The sequence below is a fragment of the Pedobacter foliorum genome, from assembly GCF_013266735.1.
GTDB classification, from domain to species: domain Bacteria; phylum Bacteroidota; class Bacteroidia; order Sphingobacteriales; family Sphingobacteriaceae; genus Pedobacter; species Pedobacter foliorum.
This window is the reverse complement of record NZ_JABSNU010000005.1, coordinates 1-21,636: the sequence shown is the minus strand read 5'-3', so window position 1 is coordinate 21,636 and position 21,636 is coordinate 1. Positions and strand designations below refer to the sequence as shown.

At 36.3% G+C, this 21,636-nt stretch carries 20 protein-coding genes; 9 read left to right on the top strand and 11 right to left on the bottom strand.

Annotated features, from left to right (window positions below):
* Nucleotides 1–48 precede the first annotated feature (48 nt).
* A complete protein-coding gene (locus tag HQN83_RS11915) occupies nt 49–3,042 on the top strand; it encodes a glycosyltransferase family 117 protein (RefSeq protein ID WP_173090575.1) in 2,994 nt (997 codons plus the stop codon).
* A gap of 56 nt (nt 3,043–3,098) precedes the next feature.
* Here the strand turns inward: HQN83_RS11915 and HQN83_RS11910 are convergent, their stop codons facing one another.
* Both HQN83_RS11910 and HQN83_RS11905 read right to left on the bottom strand, forming a co-directional pair.
* Nucleotides 3,099–3,734 (bottom strand): peroxiredoxin, encoded by a 636-nt coding sequence (locus HQN83_RS11910; protein ID WP_173090574.1) that lies wholly within the window; start codon nt 3,732–3,734, stop codon nt 3,099–3,101.
* 71 nt (nt 3,735–3,805) lie between these two features.
* Nucleotides 3,806–4,732 (bottom strand): DUF72 domain-containing protein, encoded by a 927-nt coding sequence (locus HQN83_RS11905; RefSeq protein WP_173090573.1) that lies wholly within the window; start codon nt 4,730–4,732, stop codon nt 3,806–3,808.
* 180 nt (nt 4,733–4,912) lie between these two features.
* Between HQN83_RS11905 and HQN83_RS11900 the strand changes: the two genes are divergently transcribed.
* A complete protein-coding gene (locus HQN83_RS11900; protein ID WP_173090572.1) occupies nt 4,913–5,281 on the top strand; it encodes a DMT family protein in 369 nt (122 codons plus the stop codon).
* Nucleotides 5,282–5,425: 144 nt separating this feature from the next.
* Nucleotides 5,426–5,971, top strand: a complete 546-nt coding sequence (locus tag HQN83_RS11895; protein ID WP_173090571.1) for an ORF6N domain-containing protein — start codon at nt 5,426–5,428, stop codon at nt 5,969–5,971.
* Nucleotides 5,972–6,081: 110 nt separating this feature from the next.
* Here the strand turns inward: HQN83_RS11895 and HQN83_RS11890 are convergent, their stop codons facing one another.
* Both HQN83_RS11890 and HQN83_RS11885 read right to left on the bottom strand, forming a co-directional pair.
* Nucleotides 6,082–7,170: a S1 family peptidase gene (locus tag HQN83_RS11890; RefSeq protein WP_173090570.1), complete on the bottom strand. Its 1,089-nt coding sequence runs from the start codon at nt 7,168–7,170 to the stop codon at nt 6,082–6,084.
* Nucleotide 7,171: 1 nt separating this feature from the next.
* Nucleotides 7,172–7,738 (bottom strand): RNA polymerase sigma factor, encoded by a 567-nt coding sequence (locus HQN83_RS11885; protein WP_108205930.1) that lies wholly within the window; start codon nt 7,736–7,738, stop codon nt 7,172–7,174.
* A 210-nt stretch (nt 7,739–7,948) separates the two neighbouring features.
* On the opposite strand from HQN83_RS11885, the gene HQN83_RS11880 reads away from it, so the two are divergent.
* The 3 genes from HQN83_RS11880 (at nt 7,949) to HQN83_RS11870 (ending at nt 10,272) form a co-directional block, all read left to right on the top strand.
* Complete coding sequence (locus tag HQN83_RS11880) at nt 7,949–8,158, top strand: hypothetical protein (RefSeq protein ID WP_173090569.1); 210 nt, start codon at nt 7,949–7,951, stop codon at nt 8,156–8,158.
* A 137-nt stretch (nt 8,159–8,295) separates the two neighbouring features.
* Complete coding sequence (purB, locus tag HQN83_RS11875; protein WP_173090568.1) at nt 8,296–9,642, top strand: adenylosuccinate lyase; 1,347 nt, start codon at nt 8,296–8,298, stop codon at nt 9,640–9,642.
* 78 nt (nt 9,643–9,720) lie between these two features.
* Nucleotides 9,721–10,272 (top strand): NifU family protein, encoded by a 552-nt coding sequence (locus tag HQN83_RS11870; RefSeq protein WP_173090567.1) that lies wholly within the window; start codon nt 9,721–9,723, stop codon nt 10,270–10,272.
* A gap of 194 nt (nt 10,273–10,466) precedes the next feature.
* Here the strand turns inward: HQN83_RS11870 and HQN83_RS11865 are convergent, their stop codons facing one another.
* From HQN83_RS11865 to HQN83_RS11845, 5 genes are all read right to left on the bottom strand, one after another.
* Nucleotides 10,467–11,261 (bottom strand): inositol monophosphatase family protein, encoded by a 795-nt coding sequence (locus HQN83_RS11865; protein ID WP_173090566.1) that lies wholly within the window; start codon nt 11,259–11,261, stop codon nt 10,467–10,469.
* A 14-nt stretch (nt 11,262–11,275) separates the two neighbouring features.
* The gene (locus tag HQN83_RS11860; protein ID WP_173090565.1) at nt 11,276–12,430 is read right to left on the bottom strand and encodes a prolipoprotein diacylglyceryl transferase; all 1,155 of its coding nucleotides are present in this window, start codon (nt 12,428–12,430) and stop codon (nt 11,276–11,278) included.
* A gap of 31 nt (nt 12,431–12,461) precedes the next feature.
* On the bottom strand, nt 12,462–13,781 hold the full coding sequence (gene mtaB / locus HQN83_RS11855; RefSeq protein WP_173090564.1) for a tRNA (N(6)-L-threonylcarbamoyladenosine(37)-C(2))-methylthiotransferase MtaB: 1,320 nt from the start codon (nt 13,779–13,781) through the stop codon (nt 12,462–12,464).
* Nucleotides 13,782–13,831: 50 nt separating this feature from the next.
* Entirely contained in the window at nt 13,832–14,398 is a 567-nt protein-coding gene (locus tag HQN83_RS11850; RefSeq protein WP_173090563.1) for a UbiX family flavin prenyltransferase, read from the bottom strand.
* 679 nt (nt 14,399–15,077) lie between these two features.
* The gene (locus tag HQN83_RS11845; protein WP_173090562.1) at nt 15,078–17,177 is read right to left on the bottom strand and encodes a sulfatase-like hydrolase/transferase; all 2,100 of its coding nucleotides are present in this window, start codon (nt 17,175–17,177) and stop codon (nt 15,078–15,080) included.
* A gap of 132 nt (nt 17,178–17,309) precedes the next feature.
* On the opposite strand from HQN83_RS11845, the gene HQN83_RS11840 reads away from it, so the two are divergent.
* Nucleotides 17,310–17,552: a hypothetical protein gene (locus tag HQN83_RS11840; RefSeq protein WP_173090561.1), complete on the top strand. Its 243-nt coding sequence runs from the start codon at nt 17,310–17,312 to the stop codon at nt 17,550–17,552.
* Here HQN83_RS11840 and HQN83_RS11835 read toward each other — a convergent pair.
* Both HQN83_RS11835 and HQN83_RS11830 read right to left on the bottom strand, forming a co-directional pair.
* Nucleotides 17,547–17,861 (bottom strand): recombinase family protein, encoded by a 315-nt coding sequence (locus tag HQN83_RS11835; protein WP_173090560.1) that lies wholly within the window; start codon nt 17,859–17,861, stop codon nt 17,547–17,549. The two genes, HQN83_RS11840 and HQN83_RS11835, sit on opposite strands and share 6 nt — an antisense overlap.
* 6 nt (nt 17,862–17,867) lie before the next feature.
* Nucleotides 17,868–18,326 (bottom strand): response regulator, encoded by a 459-nt coding sequence (locus HQN83_RS11830; protein WP_173090559.1) that lies wholly within the window; start codon nt 18,324–18,326, stop codon nt 17,868–17,870.
* 349 nt (nt 18,327–18,675) lie between these two features.
* Between HQN83_RS11830 and HQN83_RS11825 the strand changes: the two genes are divergently transcribed.
* Nucleotides 18,676–19,542: an AraC family transcriptional regulator gene (locus tag HQN83_RS11825; protein ID WP_173090558.1), complete on the top strand. Its 867-nt coding sequence runs from the start codon at nt 18,676–18,678 to the stop codon at nt 19,540–19,542.
* 20 nt (nt 19,543–19,562) lie between these two features.
* A complete protein-coding gene (locus HQN83_RS11820; RefSeq protein ID WP_173090557.1) occupies nt 19,563–21,413 on the top strand; it encodes an alpha-L-fucosidase in 1,851 nt (616 codons plus the stop codon).
* Nucleotides 21,414–21,636 lie beyond the last annotated feature (223 nt).

The following is a 21,636-nucleotide window of genomic DNA, read 5'->3' as shown; positions in this document are numbered from 1 at the left end:
TTTCAATGTTTTACTTATTTTTACTATTAAGTAAATTACCCTCAAACCATGAACCTATACCAAAAAACCAACAATCTTGTAGGATTTCTGCTTTTCCTTATTGCAGGAGTTGTCTACTGGCTCACTATGGAACCGACCGTAAGCTTTTGGGACTGCGGAGAATTCATTACAGCAGCCGATAAATTACAGGTAGGCCACCAACCGGGAGCTCCACTATTTCTTATGATTGGCAAGTTATTCTCGTTACTCGCCGCTGGCAATACTGCAAAAGTCGCTTACTGGATCAACTTTAGCTCGGTAGTTGCCAGTGCAGCCACCGTAATGTTTCTGTACTGGACTATCACATTAATAGCCAGTAAACTTTATAAGCAGGAAAAAACTAAAGCAGATATGCTTACCATCATCGCAACGGGTGTTGTGGGTGCATTGGCATTTACTTTCTCTGACACCTTTTGGTTCTCGGCAGTAGAAGCTGAAGTTTACTCGCTTTCCATGTTATTTACCGCCCTTGTATTTTGGGCAATTTTAAAATGGGAACAGAATACCGACGACCGCTGGTTAGTGCTTATAGCTTTCGTAATTGGCTTATCCATAGGCGTTCACCTATTAAGCTTATTAGCAATCCCGGCAGTAGTACTTGTTTATTACTTCAAAAAAACGGAAAAGCCGACCACATTTGGCATCATTAAGGCAATTGGTGTTGCCGGTGTTATATGGGTAGTGGTTCAGTTTGTAATTATCCAATATTTTGTGCTTTTTGCTGCTAAGTTCGACTTGTTATTTGTAAACACACTAGGTTTTGGGTTTGGCTATGGCGCAATGGCATTTTTGTTCCTTTTAGCTGGCAGTATTACTTACGCCATCTATTACTCCATTAAACATAAAAAGTACAATCTTAATCTGGCAATGATATGTCTTACGTTTGTGCTCTTTGGCTTTAGCTCTTACTTTTTAATTCTAATAAGGGCAGATGCAAAACCAAGTTTAAACCTTTCTAACCCGGATAATGCTTTTGCGTTATATGGTTACTTAGGACGTACAAATTATGAGAAAACACCCCTTTTATATGGACAAACTTTTGATGCCAAGCAAATTGACGGAAAGGATACCTTCACCAAATACAGAAAAGGAAAGGACAAATATGAGGTTTCTGGAAAAGGCGTAGACATTGAATACGACAAGAACTTATTCTTCCCAAGAACATACAGCGACAAACCGGATCACATCAACTTTTACAAGCAATGGCTAAACCTTGCTGATGGAGAAACTCCTTCTTTCGCTCAGAATTTAAAGTTCTTCGCTTCGTATCAGATGGGCTTTATGTACTGGCGCTATTTTTTCTGGAATTTTATTGGTCGACAAAATGATAACCAGGGCCAGGGAGGTTACAGTGAAGGAAACTGGATATCAGGTATTAAACCATTAGATGCAGCAAGATTGGGAAGTCAGACTAATCTGCCACCAACTATTGTAGCAAATGAAGGGTTTAACAGATTTTATGGTTTACCTTTAATATTAGGTATTGCAGGGCTATTATTTTTATATCGCCGAAACAGAAATGACGCTTTAATTATTACAACCTTGTTCTTGTTTACCGGATTGGCTATTATTGTTTATTTAAATCAGGATCCAAGACAGGTTAGAGAAAGAGATTACGCATATGTAGGTTCCTTTTATGCCTTCGCCATTTTTATTGGCTTTGGGGTATTTGCTATTAGAGAATGGTTGTCACGCTTTAATGCGCCTAAACTAAGCCTTATTGTAGCCTCTCTAATTGGTTTATTGGCAGCTCCCGCAATTATGGGATTTCAGGGCTGGGGCGATCATGATCGCTCCGGAAAAACGACAGCACTAGACTGGGCCAAAAATTACCTGAACTCTTGTGCACCAAACGCTATCCTATTTGTTACCGCAGACAACGACACGTTCCCATTGTGGTATGCTCAGGAGGTTGAAGGCATCCGTACGGACATTAGAGTGGTAAACATTCAATACCTTTCTGATGATGCTTACATCGATCAGATGAAGTTAAAGCTGCGTAAATCTGCTCCATTACCTATTACAATGCCTACAGAGAAATATGTAAATGGGGTTAGAGATTACATGTACTATAATGATTACGGCTTTAAAGACAGTGTCGAATTAAAAGATCTTATAGCGGTTTTAACTTCCGATGAAAAGGCTGATCAACTACAATTAACGGATGGAACCTATATGAATTTCATCCCTACCAAAAACTTTAAGCTAACTGTAAATACTGATCAGCTTATAAAAACCGGTACCATTTCAGCCAAGGATAAAGACAAAGTTACCCCACAAATGGAGTGGAACTACAACAAGAATATCATGCTTAAATCTGATCTGGCCTTGTTGGATATCCTTGCAAATAACAATTGGGAAAGGCCAATATATTTTGAGTCTAATGTATCTGAGGATACTTATGTTGGGCTAGGTAAATACTTATACCTTGAGGGCTATGCACTTCGTTTGCTTCCTTTTAAAACGGATCCTAAAGATACCCGCGATAAAATGGAGAAAACCAATAGCGACGCCATGTATGATAACATAATGAACCGATTTGATTTGAAAGGTTTTAAAACTGCCAAATACATGGATCCTGAAAGCAGAAGGGTTGCTCAGGGTACATGGAGTATATCAAACTCGCTTACAACCAACCTCTTTATGGAAGGCAAAACGACTCAGGCACATAAACTTTTAACAAAGAGCATCAAAGATATTCCTTTGAAAAACTATTCAATTGATGATACCATAAACAGGTATCAAACCATACAGAATATGTATGCTTTAAGTGAAACTAAAGCTGCTAATGCATTGACAGCTGAAACGCTTGAATTTTTGGACAAAGAACTAACCTACATTTCTTCTTTAGAACCTGAACGCTATAATTCTTATACTAGGGATATTCAGTTGGGGATGTATGTTTTAAATAATCTTCACAGGATTTCGGCTGGTTATAAGCAAACTGACTTGAGTGATAAAATCGCTAAAAAGTTTGAAGAGCTGCAAGCGAAATTTAGTTAATATGACAAAAGGGGCTTAAAGCCCCTTTTGTTGTTTAACGATTTATCAAACCACCCTTATTTGTTAGGTTGAGGTGTAGTTCTTAAATAAGGTTTAATCACTTTATGTCCTTTAGGGAATCTTGCAGGAATGTCTTCCGTTTTAATGCTGTTCATTACCACAACATCTTGTCCATCTTCCCAATCAGCAGGTGTTGCAACGCTGTAATTAGCGGTAAGTTGCAATGAATCGATAACTCTCAACACTTCGTTAAAGTTACGACCTGTAGATGCAGGGTAAGTCAACATCAATTTAACTTTTTTATCAGGAGAGATTACGAACAATGAACGCACGGTTAAGGTTTCAGAAGCATTCGGATGAATCATATCATATAAATCCGCAATTTTCTTGTCCTCATCAGCTATAATAGGAAACTCTACATTTGTATTTTGAGTTTCATTGATGTCTTTAATCCAGCCTTTATGAGACTCAGCAGAATCAACGCTAAGCGCCAATACTTTAACATTTCTTTTTTCGAATTCTCCTTTTAAAGATGCAGTGCGACCAAGTTCTGTGGTACATACCGGAGTATAATCTGCAGGGTGAGAAAATAAAACTCCCCAGCTATCTCCTAGGAATTCATAAAAATCGATATCTCCAATAGATGTTTCTGCTTTAAAATTGGGAGCTGCGTCCCCTATTCTTAAACTCATAATTATATATTTTAGTAGTAAATAACAATGTTTAAAAGTAAATATTAATGTCTACAAGTTAAGTATACTATTTAAAATAATTCTCCTGTTTTTGTAATAAAATTAATATTTGGGATCTTACTTCCCAAGTGTTTATTGAATTGTTTAATCGTGTAATCGGCCAAAATTGGAGTATCCTTTTCATCGTGCTGATGCAGAAAGAAATATACTTTTTCTAGTCCTTTTTCTAGCCATTCTTTAATTCTTACCACCCAATCGTCGATCCGTGCAAAATCAGAATCCTGATGTGCTGATCCATTACCCACAAAGCGAATAAATATTTCGGGGATGGTTAATTCCATGTGTAAACAGTCTCTTCTACCACTTGCATCTGTTATTACAGCGCCTTTATTTAGTTTAGTAAACATATCAAATACTTGATTTCTGTTTGTTTCATCTAAAAACCAACCTTCGTGCCTTAACTCTACAAAAACAGCTAGATCTGTCGGCAAATATTTTAGATATTCTTCTAGAATAGGGAGACTTTTAGGCGTAAAGTTATCTCCCAATTGCAAAAAGCATGGACCTAGAAACTGGCCAAACTCAGAAATACTAGCGAGAAAAAGATCTGTAGGCACTTCTGCATCTTTTAATCTTTTGATATGACTAATTGTTCTCGAAAACTTAGGACAGAAAATAAAGCTATTGCTGGAATTCTCTTCAGCCTTAGCCTTCCATTTCTTGATCAGTTCTACATTTGGGATGCTGTAAAAAACGGCATTCAGCTCAATAGAGTTAAAGTGTTTTACATATTGATCCAGAAAGTCAGCCTCTTTAGTTTTTGGTGGATAGATCATATTCAACCATTCTTTTCTACCCCATTTAGCACAACCAACGTAAAACTCAGGGTTTTTAGCCGGTTTACCCTTCGCCAATGTTTTTGAAGTTTGTATACCATCTTGTGGCAATGTAAAATCTACATCTTTTATCTGACTGTCTGCTACCTTTCCGAAATCCATATTTAAAGCTTTATACAAAACAATGCCATGAGAGTAGAGAAATTCCTTTTGGCTTTGTAATTTTCTATAGTTTATAATTAATTTAAAATTAGCTTAAATACCTATATGTTTATTCACAAATTCAATAAAACACTACTTTTATAACGATATTTTTAAATCAAAACTCAACAACTTACCGATATGAAATATTTTTATACCATAGGCCTGCTTATACTATCTAATAGCTTCATGACACTTGCCTGGTATGGTCATTTAAAGTTCTTTCCAAAAAACTCTGCTTACTCTTCGTCATTGTGGACAATCATCTTACTGAGTTGGGCAATTGCATTTTTTGAATACTGCTTTCAAGTACCTGCAAATCGTATTGGTTCATCTGAACTGGGAGGTCCTTTTTCGCTTATGCAATTGAAAGTGCTACAGGAGGTAATTACACTAATTGTTTTTGTTATTTTCTCAAGCTTGGTATTTAAAAATGTGAGTTTAAATTACAATCATCTAATTGGGTTTAGCTTACTGATTGGAGCGGTTTACTTTATTTTCAGGGCATAATTTATTTGCAATCCTCGTCGAATTAAAAACGCAAGGAGGCTGTGAGGTGAAATATTCCTTAAAAGAAATTAACACTTGTGCAATATTTGGATATAGATTTGACCTTGTTAAATATCAAGTTTATTATTTAAATAATTGAGCTACATGAGTAAAAAAACTAATGAGCTATTAGTTCCTGATGAATTAGTAATGAATAAAATATATCACATCAGAGGGATGAAAGTGATGATTGACAAAGATCTTGCAGAATTATATGAGGTACAGACACGTAATCTAAATAAAGCAGTTAGCAGAAATTTAAAACGTTTTCCTGATGAAGATTTTATGTTTCAATTAACAGATGATGAGTTTAAAAACTTGATGTTCCAAAATGGAACATCAAGTTGGGGCGGAACACGAAAATCTCCTTACGTTTTCACGGAACAGGGAGTGGCTATGTTGTCCGGTATACTTAACAGTGACAGAGCTATAGCAGTAAACATTCAAATCATGAGGATATTTACCCGTATACGCCATATGCTAGCAGACAATACAGAAATCCGATTAGAGATCGAGAAAATCAAGAACAAACTAGACAATCAGGATAAAAACATGGAAATCGTATTTCGTTATCTCGATGAGTTACTTGAAAGGCATGAAAATCCAAATCCTCCAAGAATACGAATTGGATTTAAACCTGATAGCTTGTAAATAAAATCTAGCCAATACAAGGGGATATCAGGATGACGGCTATATAAATACAAAAGGTCTGTATCAATGATACAAACCCTTTATTAGATGCGTTAACTATCTCTTACCTATTAATTATAACCTTTTACCATGAAAACATATTCTTGAACCTTAGAAAGTTGTTTTGATGGCTCTAATTTATACAATTGGCTTTTTCTAACTGAAGATATCTTTCCAACAACAGAATCCTGAGGGATTGAGCTTAATGCTTCCTGAAGAAACTTAGCTTTTACGGCAAATGTTGCTCCATCTGTATAGCTTTCTTTAGCATTGATTATACCAATGATATTCCCGTTGTTATCTAATAATGGACCTCCGCTATTACCCGGATTAACATCAAGAGAAACCTGGTAAGCTAAAGTATCACCATTAAAACCACTTTGTGAACTTAAATAACCTTTTCCAAATACGATATCATCTTTAGGATAACCAAGGGTATAAACAGACTCTCCCATTCCAACTCTTCCTTTTTTCAATGAATAAGGTAAAGAGGCCAATGAGAAGTTTTTATCTATAATTTTAAGAATGGCAATGTCATTTGTAGGATCTTTATAGGTAATATCTACCTTATACATGTCACCTTTACTGTTCTGCACATAAATACTATCAGATTTTTCAATTACATGGTAACTAGTTAAAATATAACCATTAGATGAAATAGCAAAACCAGTTCCACCAAATTTAACAGGTTTCACTGCAGCCTTAGTGGTCTGACTTGATTTTACTTCTCTTATTAAGTTACTAGTAGAACTTTTAAGTTTACTAAGCTCTGCGCTCATCTGCTTGTAGCTTCCTGTCTGCTCTGTAGTTTGTTGTATAGAGTAAATAGTAACAACTGTTAACAATATAAAAGAGGCAGCCACGGCGATCGCTGATTTATTTTTGCGCCACAGATTAACAATAAACGAAGGGTGGGGCCCAAGCTTTTTACTCAATGCATCAACATCGATCTGATCATGTGCATGATCCATCTTGTTTTTCAAATCAAGATTTGAAGCATAATCTTTCAATGAATCCAGAAAAACCTTATGTGCAACAACTTTATGATCAACAGTTGGATCATTTAAGCGCAATTGCTCAAAAGCGGTAGCTTCTGCTTCAGAAAGTTTACCATTTAGGTAATCTTCAATTATACCCTCTAACTCTATTTCGTTCCTCATATCACGATTGAAAAAATAATTTCTTTAACCTTTGCAAGCATTTATACTTTTGTGTTTTAGCGTTATCGGTATTTGTATACCCAAACTTTTCACAAATTTCCTGCATGGAAAGGTTGTTAATATAAAAGTCCTGAATAATGGTTTTGCAGGGTTCACCTAGGTGAAGGAGTGCTTCTTGCATTTTATCAAACTGCCTATCCTTCTCTTCGTGCTGTTCAACATCCTCATCTATCGCTATCACATCCTCAAAGTCAGAGATGTTATTTGTTTTCTTGCTTTGCTGGGCAAGTTTCTTTAACCAAATACGTCTGCAAACTGAGTATATATATGTTTTTAGTTTGCTGCTTAACTCGAAATCTCCGCTTTTAATTTTATTATATAAAACAATTATGCCTTCCTGATACACATCTTTCGCATCATCTTCATCACCGTTATTATTTAAAATAAACTGCAAAATCATCGGAAAATACCCCGTATACAATTTATTTAGCGCTTCTTCTGAGTTATTTAAGACCCCTAAAACTACCTCTCTATCTGTTGGAACTGAACTGCTTAACTTATTACTCACCAATTAATACATTTAAACGTGAATGGTAACCCAATGATAACAAAAAAAATTACTTTTTTTATTTCTTCCTTTAATACGGCAATACTATAAAGAGTAACCCAGTAACCCGCCATTAAAATATTTTTTATTTTTTTTTAATTAGGTGGGTTACCTTTTAGACTTTACTGTATTAATCTGTAAAATTAATTAATTATTTAAAATAGAATTAGAATGAAAAACGCATTTAAATTTGGCTTTTTAGCTTTAGCAATCTCTTTATCAGTAGCAGCTTGTAACTCTGAGAAAAAAGCAGATACTACTGACACTTCAGTAGTTGATTCTTCAGCTGTTGCAACTGTTGATACTACTGTTGTTGATACTGCTAAGAAAGATTCAGCTGCAGCTGTTACTGCTCCTGTTGATTCAGCTGCTAAACACTAGTCAAAAAGCAACTTATAAAAAAGGCTTTGGATATTTCCAAAGCCTTTTTTCTTGTCCAAACTTTTGCTTTTCAGCAACCTTACTTCATTAAAAGGCTAATAAATGCTACATTTGCGCTTGTAAAATAAGTCAAATTCATGAATTTATCTCCTCTTCAAGCTATTTCTCCAGTTGATGGTCGTTATAGAAACACTACACAAAGCCTTTCTAAATATTTTTCAGAGTCAGCTTTAATAAAATACAGAGTATTTGTAGAAATCGAATACTTTATAGCACTTTGCGAAACTGGCCTGCCTGGTTTAAAAGAATTCGATAAATCTATTTATAGTAAATTACGCCTAATTCATGAGCAGTTCAACGATACTCATGCTCAGGAAATTAAAGACACTGAAAAAATCACTAATCACGACGTTAAAGCGGTTGAATATTTTATAAAGAAACAATTTGATCAATTAGGTCTTGAAGCTTATAAAGAATTTATCCATTTCGGGTTAACATCTCAGGATATTAACAACACCGCGATACCATATACTATTAAACTTGCGCTAAACGAGGTTTACTATCCTCAAATTGCAGAATTAATAGCTAAAATAAAAAGCCTGGCTACCGAATGGAAAGATGTGCCTTTACTTGCACATACGCATGGCCAACCTGCCTCTCCTACTAAACTAGGTAAAGAGTTTATGGTATTTGCAGAACGTTTAGAGATTCAATTAAACGCTTTAAAGAACATTCCTAACAGCGCAAAATTTGGCGGTGCAACAGGAAACTTTAATGCACACCACATTGCTTACCCTAATGTAAACTGGGTAGATTTCTCTAATAACTTTGTAAACGAAATATTAGGTCTTACTCGTCCTCAATACACCACTCAAATTGAACATTATGATCAGTTTGCGGCGCAATGTGATGCTTTAAAAAGAATTAACAACATCATTATTGATCTCGACAGAGATATTTGGGCCTACATTTCTAAAAACTACTTTAAGCAAAAAATTAAAGAAGGTGAAGTTGGTTCTTCTGCAATGCCTCATAAAGTAAACCCTATTGATTTTGAAAACGCTGAAGGTAATGCCGGTATCGCAAATGCTTTATTTGAATTCTTTGCTGCTAAATTGCCAATTTCTCGTTTACAAAGAGATCTTACAGATTCGACTGTACTTAGAAATGTAGGTGTTCCTTTGGCTCACACTAACATTGCTATGGCATCTACTTTAAGAGGTTTAAATAAATTATTACTAAATAATGATGCTATCGAAGCTGATCTTGAAAACAACTGGGCTGTTGTAGCAGAGGCTATACAGACTGTTCTTAGAAGAGAGGCTTATCCGAATCCATATGAGGCACTTAAAGACCTTACACGTACCAATCAGAAGATTACAGCTACAACTATGGCCGACTTCATTGATGGATTAGCGGTAAGTGATCAGATTAAACAGGAGCTAAAGAAAATTACTCCTTTTAACTACACAGGCGTGTTTTAGATATAATGACCTAAAACAGACATCGATACCTGAAATTGCATCGGCGAATTATTTATTTTTGTAGAAAAAAAGAAGACAATGACTATCAACGTATATACTGAACAAACTCCGAACCCTGCTACAATGAAATTCATGGTCAATAAGTTATTGATCAATGGCAGTGAAGATTTCGCAACTAAAGAAAGTGCTGAGCACTCTCCATTTGCAAAGGAACTGTTTAAATTCAACTTTGTTAATGGTGTGTTTTTTGCAAGTAACTTTGTTACAATTACAAAAACTGAAGGTGTTGAATGGCCAGATATCGAACCGATTCTTAAAGAATTTGTTAAAGGAGCGGTTGAGTCTGAATATAAAATAAAAGAAGAAACATCTGATGAGACGCCTACTTTTGAAGGAACGGATCTTGAGATTAAAATACAACAAATCTTGCACGATTATGTTCGCCCTGCAGTTGAACAGGATGGTGGTGCAATCAGCTACAAATCATTTGATGACGGCGTGGTAACTGTTGAACTTAGAGGTTCATGCAGCGGATGTCCATCATCTACAATCACTTTGAAATCTGGAATTCAGAACCTATTGCAACGTATGGTTCCTGAAGTAAAAGAAGTAGTATCTGAAGCTTTGTAAGCTGATTTATATATTATAACAAAAAAGGCTCTGTATCGATGATACAGAGCCTTTTTTGTTATAATATATACTCGGCCTTTAGCCGATTGTAATCCTGAATTTAGTTCAGGGTCAGGACCTCTCAAGAGAAAGAAAGCCTTGCTAGTGCGAGGTCCTGAAATAAATTCAGGATGACGAGGTGTATACCTATCTGATTAACTATTAAAGGTTCGTTTAATAGCCTCTAGTATTTCTCCATCAATCAATGCATTTGTAGCCAGAATTTCTCTGGTTTCAATGAACTCCTCACCTCCTGTAAAGTTCATTACATTTCCCCCGGCCTGCTGTACCAGATAAGCTCCGGCAGCAACATCCCATGCATTTAGATTATACTCAAAGAAAGCATCAAATCTACCACAAGCCACATAGGCCAAATCAACCGCAGCTGAACCTATACGCCTTAAACCATGACTTTTCTGCATCATTTCTGAAAGCAGTTTCATGTATTGCGCTTGTTTTTCAAATTGATAATATGGAAACCCTGTAGCAAGTAAACAATCTGCTAAAGTAGGTCTGGAAGAAACCCTAATCGCTTTGTTATTTAAGAAAGCTTCGCCGCCTTTGTAAGTATAAAACATCTCACCACGGTTTATCTCGTAAACTACACCAACAACAGGCTTATCCTCTTCGTACAATGCAATACTTATAGAATAGGTAGGTACACCATGAATAAAGTTAGTAGTACCATCTAATGGATCTATAATCCAATTGTACACAGGCCCCTTAGTATTTATCGTTTCTTCTTCTGTAGTGAAGCCTGCTTCCGGAATCAGTTTGGATAAATTTCTAACCAACAACTTCTCGGCGCTCTTATCAACATAAGAAACCATGTCATTTAAGCCTTTAAATTCGACAGCAGCTGCATCGAAATTCATTGACTCTTTTCGTATAAAATTGCCTGTTAAACGAGTAACAGCAATTACTTTAGAACATATTAATTCGTAATTCAATTCAGAAACAGATTTTAATAATTAGCCAGCTTTTCTTTGTTTTTCAAAGAATATGAAACCAGTGCTAGACCCGACAAAAACAGGATACTTGAAATTAATTCAGCTTGGGTAAAATGTATACCGGCAACATTATATTTAGTATTTACCCTGATCAACTCAACAAAGAAGCGTTCCAGACCGTTTAACATTAAATATATACCAAACATCGTTCCGGGAGATTTAATGCGGTCACGAATCTTCCATAAGATTAGGAACAGTATAAAACATACTATTACCTCGTATATTGGTGTTGGATATACCGGTTGAGGCAATTCATTACAGAACCTACCTACACAACCTGCAATTGGATTTCCTTCGTTAGCAACGTTATTTGGATAAGTATAAGCCCATAACCAGTCTGGAAGCCATGAAAGTGGCTTAGGATTTAAATTAGGGATACCCCAATCTCCATCTCCCGACATATGGCAACCAATTCTGCCTACGCTATACGCAAGCATCATACCCGGTCCGCCAATATCAAGCATATGTAATACTTTAATGTTGTTTTTCCTTGCGATATATAAAACCGCAGCACCACCGCAAATCAGTCCACCGTAAAACGTTAAACCACTAAACGACAATAAACTACCAATCGGATCTTTTACAAAAGTATCCCAATGCTCAAGGTTGTCAAATATCTTTGCCCCAAGGAATCCCCATACAGCAGCCCAAACTATCAATGAACCCATTAATTCGTAAGGGTGTTGTACTACTTCAACAGTTTTTGGTTTTGGTAATTTATGAGCATTTTTCTCTTTATAATCCCAATACGCAAACAGGCCGGCAAAAAACAAACCTCCAAGTATATTACCTTTTAATGAAAGTAGTACCGTTTGAGCATCACTCACAAAAAGTTGATAATTTAAAAGCGCGTAAACCAATTTATAGCCTATCAGGAAACCAAATATTCCATTATAAACCAGTTCAATTGTAGTAGCAGGTTTACCAACAGTTATTGTTTTTTTTATCGGATGAAGAATACCTAATGCTTCTTTACGTTTAAACTCCTGAGTAAAAGCCCAGTAACCTGCAATAAAAGCCAGTGCGACAAAAACACCAAATGTATTAAATGGTAAAGGGACTTGTATACCGAGAAGATATTCTAAAAAATGAGATACAGTAGGAAACATACGTATAAAAAAGTTTTATGCGAATATAGGATTAATGCGCTAAAACTTCTTGTGTTTCCGCAACTTCTACCTCACCATCAGCTGTAAGCTCAACAAGTTTAACGGTTTTGATTTCATTTACCATTACCGGGTCGTATTTAGCTTTAACTTTTACATAGTTTTTGGTAAAACCATGCATAAAACCATTCTTCTGATCGTCCTCAAAAAGTACTTCGCCTACAGTTCCAATCTGCGATTGGTAAAAGGCTCTTCTCTTTTTATCAGACAAAATGTGTAGCATTTTGCTTCTATCAGCACGGGCACTTCCGGCAACAACACCTTTCATTTCGGCTGCAGCTGTTTGCTCACGTTCAGAATAAGTAAATACGTGTAAATACGATATATCAAGTTCATTTAAGAACTGGTAAGTATCTAAAAAGTCTTCGTGTGTTTCACCAGGGAATCCAACAATCACATCAACTCCGATACAGCAATTTGGTATTAATGCTTTAATTGTAGCAACGCGCTCAGTGTACAATTCTCTTTGGTAACGTCTGCGCATTAAGCCTAATATTTTATTAGAACCCGATTGTAGTGGAATATGAAAATGAGGTACAAATCTTTTTGATGTTGCTACAAATTCAATGATTTCGTTGCTCAATAAGTTTGGTTCTATTGATGAAATTCTTATCCTCTCTATCCCCTCAACCTCATCAAGTGCTTTTACCAGATCAAAGAATTTATCTTCACGTTCTCCATTTCTTATACCAAAATCACCAAGGTTTACACCGGTTAGTACAATTTCTTTAACACCGCTTTCTGCTATTTGCGTAGCACGGTTTACCACATTTTCTATGGTATCGCTTCTGCTGCCACCACGTGCTAAAGGTATAGTGCAATAAGTACATGGATAATCACAACCGTCTTGTACTTTTAAGAAAGTACGCGTTCTATCGCCAATTGAATAAGCTGCAATAAAGTTATGGTTTACTTTTTCGATATTTTGCTGATGAATAACAGCTTTAGGTTGCTTAGTAAGATCAGAGATATACTCTACTATACGAAACTTTTCTGCCGCACCAAGCACCATATCCACACCTTCAATTTCGGCAATTTCAACAGGCTTTAATTGAGCATAGCATCCAACTATGGTTACGTATGCGTTAGGAGAATATTTTAATGCTTCTTTAACTACCTTACGGCATTTTTTATCTGCGTGTTCAGTAACAGAACAGGTATTAATTACATACACATCTGCCCCCTCTGTAAATTCTACCACAGCATATCCTGCATCGGTAAATAACCTGCCAATTGTTGAAGTTTCAGAGAAATTCAACTTACAACCTAGTGTATAAAATGCAACCTTCTTCATTCAGTATTCGATATCCCAATAAGCCTGCAAAGATAAGGTTTTAAATGAAATTACGATTCATTCCACCGATAACTATCTTGCTCTAACCCTGCAAGATCAATTACACGGCTAACAACCGTCTGCGCAACCTCTTCGATAGTTTTTGGTAACGAATAAAAAGAAGGACTGGCAGGGCAAATAATACCCCCGGCTTCAGTTACCGTTTTCATGTTATTGATATGGATAAGGCTAAAAGGTGTATCTCTAACCACTGCTATTAATTTTCTGCGTTCTTTTAGCACTACATCTGCAGCTCTTGAAATCAAATCATTAGAAATCCCATGTGCAATCCTACCCAATGTACCCATTGAACACGGAATAATAATCATGGTATCAAATTTAGCTGAGCCAGATGCAAACGGAGCATTAAAATCCATTTTAGGATAAAAAGTAAAGGGATAATTGTCGTAGTCCTGGTTTTGAAGCTCAAAGCGCCATACCTCCTTGGCATTATCAGACATTACCACACCTACTTTCTCAATTTGGTCTGATAATTTCAACAAACTATCTAACAACAATTTAGCATAAATAGATCCACTGGCTCCGGTAATTGCGACAATAATTTTCTTCTTCCTCATAGCTCGGATAAAGATACGGAACCTTAGATAACAAAAAAGGGCCGAAAAATTAATTTTCGACCCTACATCTACCTATGAAAAACATACCCCCGAAAGGGTAAGCTCAAATGTAATTATCTTTTTGAATAAATGAAAGTTTAAACATATTAATTTTGAAATATATTTAATTAGCACAAAAAACACTTCTTTATTTAAATCGTTTTAGAGCTGTTTCTCGATAATTTCGCAACCCAAAAAAACAGCATTAACAACTGTATTACAGATTCTTGCAAGACGAAATTGCGTAACAAAAACTAATGCAAATTTATTTCTTCAATTCTTCCTCTAACAGAAAAACCGACCTGCTTTTTCTGCAATTGACTGCAACTTCGCCCCAATTCCTCGGGCAAATTACCCAGGCATCAACGAGGCCAAAGGCAGGGACAACTCAGGCGATTTACCTCACGTTGGCCTGAGAAGAGCCTGAGAAACCCCTCAGAAAAGCCTCATTATTCCCGAGCCAGTATACAGTCGGTACCGACCGGGTACACAGCAAAACATGAGAAATGAATTTAATTTTAAGGGGCTAGAATTTTGCGGATAAAAAAGAAGGGAATAAGCCTTTCGGCCTACTCCCTAAAATTAACGCTCTCACTATAAAAGTAATTATTCTCAATGAATACTACAAATTTAGTCGTATTTATTTTGTGTGATAAAAATCTGTCGATTTTAAAGGTTTCCAATCAGTCCCTCCATACCTCATCTTTAATGAAAGTATTGGTTGCTTACCAGCTTCTCTCAGGTAATAAATTTTTACAGGATGATATCCTGCTTTAAGATAAACACGTTGAGTTTCCTGACTAACGGACTGATAACCAAAATCGGCATCAATCAATTCAGCTTCATGCATTCGCATATATGCTTTACCGCTTGCCTGCAAAGAAAAACTATACTCGCCATCAGTAGCTACTTTTATATAACCTTCATACAAAGTCATCCCAGGTCTTGATTTGGGCATTTCTTCGCCAAGATGTTTGCTAACCCCACTTGAACTTTCAACTAGACCGGTTTCTGAAACAACATATGGAAAATCACCTTTAAAAAACTTCCATGAAAGACCCGGAATTGTTTTATCTAAAAGCTCAACAGAAGGGATTTGTGCTTTATCATAAGGCCTTGGAGCTTCCAGATCTGCTTTTCTAACCTGCAATGATTTCGCTTTCATTTGAGCCTGTAGGCCTTCGCACGAAGGCACTGCTGCAAGATTGGTAGTTTGCTTTGGATCGCTTACAATATCATAAATTTCGAAATCATCATCTGCCGATTTAATATCATAACGCACCCCAACAAAATCTCCAAGACGGATCATTTGCATCTGTCCTCTTTTTCTACCTCGCCTGCTGGCTTCAAATTCTTTAAAATCGGGAGTTTTACCCCCTTCAGAATACTCAGAATAAATTAAACTTTCGGCCTGGGTGCCCTTACCTGTTAAAGATGGAACCAAAGAAACCCCATCCGTTCTGGCAGGTGCGCTTACCCCGGCAACATCAGCAAAAGTAGGTAGCCAATCCGATAACATACTCGGTGATACTACAACTTTTCCGGCCGGAATATGCTGCGCCCAGGTTACTAGAGTAGGCATTCTTAAGCCTCCCTCCCATACATCTCGCTTTATTCCATCAAATGGGCCATAACTTGCAAAAAACTGAGGAGTATTTGGTACGTATTCTGCTGGCAAATAGGCTTCAATTGATGGCCCATTATCAGAAGTAAACACAACTATAGTATTTTCCGAAATCTTCAAGTCCTCTAAAAGTTGTAAAATATCGCCTACCGCATCATCTATTCTTCTGGTAGCAGTAGCATATCGCTTAAAAGTATCAGGCCATGGGGCGTTTTTCACTTTTCCATCATCGTAAGTTGCATTTTGGTAATCAGGATGCACAAAAGAATCTACCTTACCGGATGCCGTATTTATCATATTTCCGGGAGTACCAAGCCATTGTATTCCGCCTTTTAAGCCTTTACCTTCTGGATATGCTTGCGTTGGCAATTCCAAAACAGCATGGGGAGAATCATAAGCAAGAAACATAAAGAAAGGTTTATCTGCACCTTTAGAAATTTCATGATCTACTATCCACTTTTTAGCCCTGGCAGTCCACAAATCAGTAGTATAACATTTACTTAGACTATCGGCTACATTCTTATAATTATCCCACACTTCCTTTTTACCTCGGTAAACTCCCTCATAAGGATAATGTTCATGACCGTCGGCATGACGCATATAGCCAAAGAAATCATCGAAACCTCTTTTCTGAGGATGTGCAGGCCAGTTGGGCTCATCTTTGGTTTCGCCTTGCAAACCCCATTTCCCAATAACAGAGGTGGCATAGCCCGCTGTTTTTAATACAGTAGCAATGGTGTGATTATTTTCTATTTGCTTGTCGAATTGATTGTCTCTTACTTTTGCATTTCCTTGATTAAGGCCAGTTAAAAGAGATGCCCTTGAGGGTGCACATACCGGAGCATTACAGTACTGATTAGTTAACTGAGCCCCACTGGCGGCCATTTTATCTAGATTTGGGGTAAACTGAAAGGGAAGTTTTGGATCTGCTTTTTCTCTTCGCTGGTTCTGAAAAAACACACCCAGATCGCCATAGCCAAGGTCGTCTGTTAAAATGAAGATGATATTAGGTTTAGAAGGGGTGCTCTTCTTTAGCTGAGCATTAACAATGGCTGGTGTTAAAACCATCCAAACCCAAATTCCTAATGAAGACAATTTCGCTAATCCTTTTATCATTTTCCAAAAATGAACATTTGTGTTCACTCAAATATAAGCATCTTAAAAATTTTGATAGTGTATCTTTTTTATTCACTAAACTTTACCTCCCATCAGTTGTTATATAAAGCAACGAAACTAAATAACAGAATCATGGAAGCATCTGAAGACATTAAGTTCACTGTTATAGTTCATAACAACGAATTAAAAGAAACTGAAGTTGAAATAAGGCACGCCGAAACTACTGATGGCATACCTTACTATATATGCAAAGTAGAAGGCAAAGAAGCACAGATTAGAAAAGACGAAAAATGGGAACAAATATGGGGCTCATTAACCCACAAACAGGTTGATGAGTTAGGCGCAGCAATCAGCAAACATCTGGATACGCTATAAAACTGCTAGCAACATTACGCCATACTGCTGTTTAAAATGATCCTGAATATGATCTATCATCTTATTGAACCGGGTAATTTTGGCAGGCAATACGAATAATAAAAAATGAACATTTTCTGTATTGTATCTTACATATTCTTCTAAAGCCAACCAGCTTTCGCGTTCCATATCTTCGTTATACTCTCCTGTATCTTTAAATACGATTAATAGATTTAGCCCTTTTTTATCGCAAAAATCCTTAATAGCAATTTCCTGTGCTATTACTGAATCTAAATATGGCGAAACCCTTATGTAACCAATTGCATTCATGGTTATTTATCCATTTACTTTCTCTGTCGCAGCGGCTCTCTTTTCGAATCCCACTCCTGTAAACACTTTAAGTGGGTTTTCTAAACATTTATTAATTTGATCTAACAACGAAGACAATTCAAAAGGTTTAGATATAAATGCATTACAGCCATAACTACCTAATGACAGCAGGACTTGCGAATAAGCAGAAAATATAATTACCGGAATGTGTTTTGTAGATGGCTCACGTTTTAATTGGGCGCATAATTCGCCTCCATTAATTCCAGGCAATAAATAATCTATCAGCACAATGTCCGGTGTAAAATCTTCCATTAGGGAAGAAATATCCACGGCCTCTTTATAACAACGAACTTGGTAACCTTCGTAATTAAATAATTCTTCTAACAATTCTACTAATCCTTCATCGTTTTCAATAATTAGTATACTCTTTGATTTACGCTCTATAATTGGGGATAATTCTGTCATTCTATTTTTAATTACACGACTTAGTATAACAAACGAAAAATCATTCTGTTTTATTTTTCTAAATCAATATATAGCCAATTACAAATGTGATGAATTAATAAATAATTAACGGGCTTTAAAGCCATTATCAAACGTTTGCGTGATTTCCGTTTAGGTAAAAAAACACCAAATATTAAGCGATTTTTACAAGATAAAAGCATTTATTCAACATTATATGTAATTATAAAAGATTTTTATACTTTTATATATTGAAACCTAACCAAATCAAATGAACCGAATCTTGGCTTTGTTTTTTCTGAAAAAACAGAGTTAAGTGACCTACATCTGACAACTAAACCTAGACACGAAGATGAAACCTCAATTGCTTAAAGTTGCTAACAATCCTGTAAATTCATTTAGCGCGCGAAGAGACAATGTACCCTACATTAACAACCGCTGGCATTACCATGCTGAGGTTGAACTGATTTATTTTAAAAAAGGTAATGGTACTCAGTTTATTGGCGATAGCATTAAACGATTTAGATCTGGCGATGTAGTACTTGTTGGTGCTCACCTACCTCATTACTGGCGATTTGATGACAACTACTTTAATGACGAAAAAAGCAATGCTGATGTGGTTGTGGTACACTTTTGCGAGAACTTTTGGGGTAATTCGTTTTTAAACTTACCTGAAAATAAATCCATCAAACTATTATTAGAACGCGCTCAGAGAGGTGTTCAGGTTCAGGATAAAAGTAAAAAACTGATTGGTGAACTTATTGAATCTATACTCCTATCTGAAGGCCCAAAAAGAATTATTTTACTTGTAGAGGCATTACTGGCTATCGAAAACCACTCGCAGAGCAGCCTACTCTCTTCAATTGGGTTTCGTCATGATTTTGAGGAAACTGAAAACGACCGAATTAATGCGATTTACAATTACTCGCTGGCAAACTTTAAAAGAAAAATTCAAATGGAGGAAATGGCAGCAGTTGCCAACATCAGTCCTAATTCTTTTTGCAGATACTTTAAATCGAGAACCCGTAAAACTTATACCCAATTTATAAGCGAAATAAGGGTTGGCCATGCCTGCAAACTATTAATTGAAGACAGCATGAACGTTAAACAGATTTGCTATGAAAGTGGCTTCCATAATTTTGCCAGTTTCCACAAACATTTTAAGATAATAACAGGAAAAAGCCCTCTTTCCTACCAAAAATCATATTTACAAAAATAACACAATTACTAATTCATAAAATGAAAAAAAGAATAACCCTTTTGCTGTTTGTAGTGGCGCTATGTAGCAAAGTAAATGGTCAGCAGTTAAGTACCAAGGAGACTGATGACAAAAAACAAAAGATGGAATGGTTTGCCAATGCAAAACTTGGAATATTTATACATTGGGGCATTTATTCGGTAAATGGCATTTCCGAATCATGGTCGTTTTTCAACAATTACATCAACCATGATAACTACATGAAACAATTGAATGGTTTTACGGCCGCCAATTACAATCCTGAAGAATGGGTTAAACTGATTAAAGAAAGTGGCGCTAAATACACTGTTATCACCACAAAACACCATGATGGTGTGTCTCTGTGGGATACTAAGGCTATCGACGCAACTACTACATTAAAGCAAAGTGCTGCAAAAAAAGATGTAATTACTCCTTTTGTTAAAGAAGTTAAAAAAGCTGGTCTTAAAACCGGTATATATTTTTCTTTACCAGACTGGAGTCATCCTGACTATGATGGCTTTACAAGGGACAGAAAAAAATATAAATTAAGCGAGGAACCTAAACGCTGGGATAAATTCCAAACGTATTTACATACGCAGATGAATGAGCTTTCCTTAAATTTTAAACCAGACTTACTTTGGTTTGATGGCGATTGGGAACACTCTGCTGAGGAATGGCAAGCCGGAAAAATCTCTTCAGATCTTAAAAAATACAATCCGAATATCATTATTAACTCTCGCCTAAATCACCATGGCGATTATGAAACTCCTGAACAAGGAATTCCAGTTCTTAAACCAAATAGTGAGTATTGGGAACTATGCTATACCATGAATGATTCGTGGGGCTACCAGCCTTATGATTTTAAGTATAAATCGCCAAACATGATTATCCGTACATTGGTTGATTGCATTAGCATGGGTGGTAATTTATTGCTTGATATTGGCCCCAAAGCTGATGGAACTATTGCTACTGAACAGGTAAACATCCTTAAAGGACTGGGCAGGTGGACTAAGAAACATGCTGAAGCTATTTATGGAACGCATGAAGGCTTACCTGCAGGTCATTTTACTGGAAAAACTGCATTGTCTGCTGATAAAAAAACACTTTACTTATATGCTGACTGGACTCCAGACAATGCTGGTTTATTGTTAACCGGTATCAAATCGAAGGTTAGCTCTGCTAAAATAGTAGGTTCAGCTTCGAAAGTTACAATTGAAAACAAAGGCGAAAACATTTCTATTAAAATCCCTGCTTCCGCAGCGGATCAGGATGTTACCGTAATTGCTTTAAAATTTGATAGCCCGGTTGAAGTAAGTAATAAACCTTCTGTTTCTTTAAGCTTTAATGACCTTGCTGATAAAAAAGCTGATTACAAGTCTCAAATTAACAATATTGCAACTTCGCTTCACAATGGAGTTAACCCATTTAATGATACCGATTTAGCTGTAGATGGTTTGAACTTTGAAAGTGGTAAAAAAACACTTAAGCCAGAAGTATACAACTGGGTTACAAAAAATGCTGAATGCTTGTACAAAACAGGAAAAGGATTGCCTGATGGGCATTATCAAGGGTTAAGTGCATTATCGGCAGATAAACAAACTGTATATCTTTTTGTTGAAGGTAAACCAACTGGCCCTATTGCACTAAAAGGAATTAAAAACAAAATTAGTCGTATTAGAATTGTTGGTGAAGGCACAATGGTTGAACCTCAGATTTACAATAAATTGTATTGGAGTGCTGTACCGGGCATAGTTTATATCCCTCTTCCAACTGACAGGCTTGATAAAGACCTTACCGTAGTTGCTGTTTTACTTGATGGGCCAGTTGATTTGTATAGAGAAAAAGTAGGCGCTATTGAAAGTAACTTGTAATTGTTAATGTTGAAGCGGATCACTACCGTCATCTTGAGCCGTGGATCACTACCGTCATCCTGAATTTATTTCAGGACCTCTCAAGAGAAAGAAAGCCCTGCTTGTGCGAGGTCCTTCTATGTTGAAATCCAAATTTATTTATCCATATTTTATCAATCAATGATGTTGTTAGGAGATTTTTCTCTCCTAACAACATCATTGATTTCCATATCTTATTTGTAAT

Excerpts from the sequence above, each read along its gene's own strand:
- HQN83_RS11820 (WP_173090557.1), top strand. The coding sequence starts at position 19,563 with ATGAAAAAAAGAATAACCCTTTTGCTGTTTGTAGTGGCGCTATGTAGC.
- HQN83_RS11895 (WP_173090571.1), top strand. The coding sequence starts at position 5,426 with ATGAGTAAAAAAACTAATGAGCTATTAGTTCCTGATGAATTAGTAATG.
- HQN83_RS11835 (WP_173090560.1), bottom strand. The coding sequence starts at position 17,861 with ATGAATGCAATTGGTTACATAAGGGTTTCGCCATATTTAGATTCAGTA.
- purB (WP_173090568.1), top strand. The coding sequence starts at position 8,296 with ATGAATTTATCTCCTCTTCAAGCTATTTCTCCAGTTGATGGTCGTTAT.
- HQN83_RS11900 (WP_173090572.1), top strand. The coding sequence starts at position 4,913 with ATGAAATATTTTTATACCATAGGCCTGCTTATACTATCTAATAGCTTC.
- HQN83_RS11880 (WP_173090569.1), top strand. The coding sequence starts at position 7,949 with ATGAAAAACGCATTTAAATTTGGCTTTTTAGCTTTAGCAATCTCTTTA.
- mtaB (WP_173090564.1), bottom strand. The coding sequence starts at position 13,781 with ATGAAGAAGGTTGCATTTTATACACTAGGTTGTAAGTTGAATTTCTCT.
- HQN83_RS11850 (WP_173090563.1), bottom strand. The coding sequence starts at position 14,398 with ATGAGGAAGAAGAAAATTATTGTCGCAATTACCGGAGCCAGTGGATCT.
- HQN83_RS11915 (WP_173090575.1), top strand. The coding sequence starts at position 49 with ATGAACCTATACCAAAAAACCAACAATCTTGTAGGATTTCTGCTTTTC.
- HQN83_RS11870 (WP_173090567.1), top strand. The coding sequence starts at position 9,721 with ATGACTATCAACGTATATACTGAACAAACTCCGAACCCTGCTACAATG.
- HQN83_RS11840 (WP_173090561.1), top strand. The coding sequence starts at position 17,310 with ATGGAAGCATCTGAAGACATTAAGTTCACTGTTATAGTTCATAACAAC.
- HQN83_RS11890 (WP_173090570.1), bottom strand. The coding sequence starts at position 7,170 with ATGAGGAACGAAATAGAGTTAGAGGGTATAATTGAAGATTACCTAAAT.
- HQN83_RS11830 (WP_173090559.1), bottom strand. The coding sequence starts at position 18,326 with ATGACAGAATTATCCCCAATTATAGAGCGTAAATCAAAGAGTATACTA.
- HQN83_RS11825 (WP_173090558.1), top strand. The coding sequence starts at position 18,676 with ATGAAACCTCAATTGCTTAAAGTTGCTAACAATCCTGTAAATTCATTT.
- HQN83_RS11860 (WP_173090565.1), bottom strand. The coding sequence starts at position 12,430 with ATGTTTCCTACTGTATCTCATTTTTTAGAATATCTTCTCGGTATACAA.
- HQN83_RS11905 (WP_173090573.1), bottom strand. The coding sequence starts at position 4,732 with ATGGATTTCGGAAAGGTAGCAGACAGTCAGATAAAAGATGTAGATTTT.
- HQN83_RS11845 (WP_173090562.1), bottom strand. The coding sequence starts at position 17,177 with ATGATAAAAGGATTAGCGAAATTGTCTTCATTAGGAATTTGGGTTTGG.
- HQN83_RS11910 (WP_173090574.1), bottom strand. The coding sequence starts at position 3,734 with ATGAGTTTAAGAATAGGGGACGCAGCTCCCAATTTTAAAGCAGAAACA.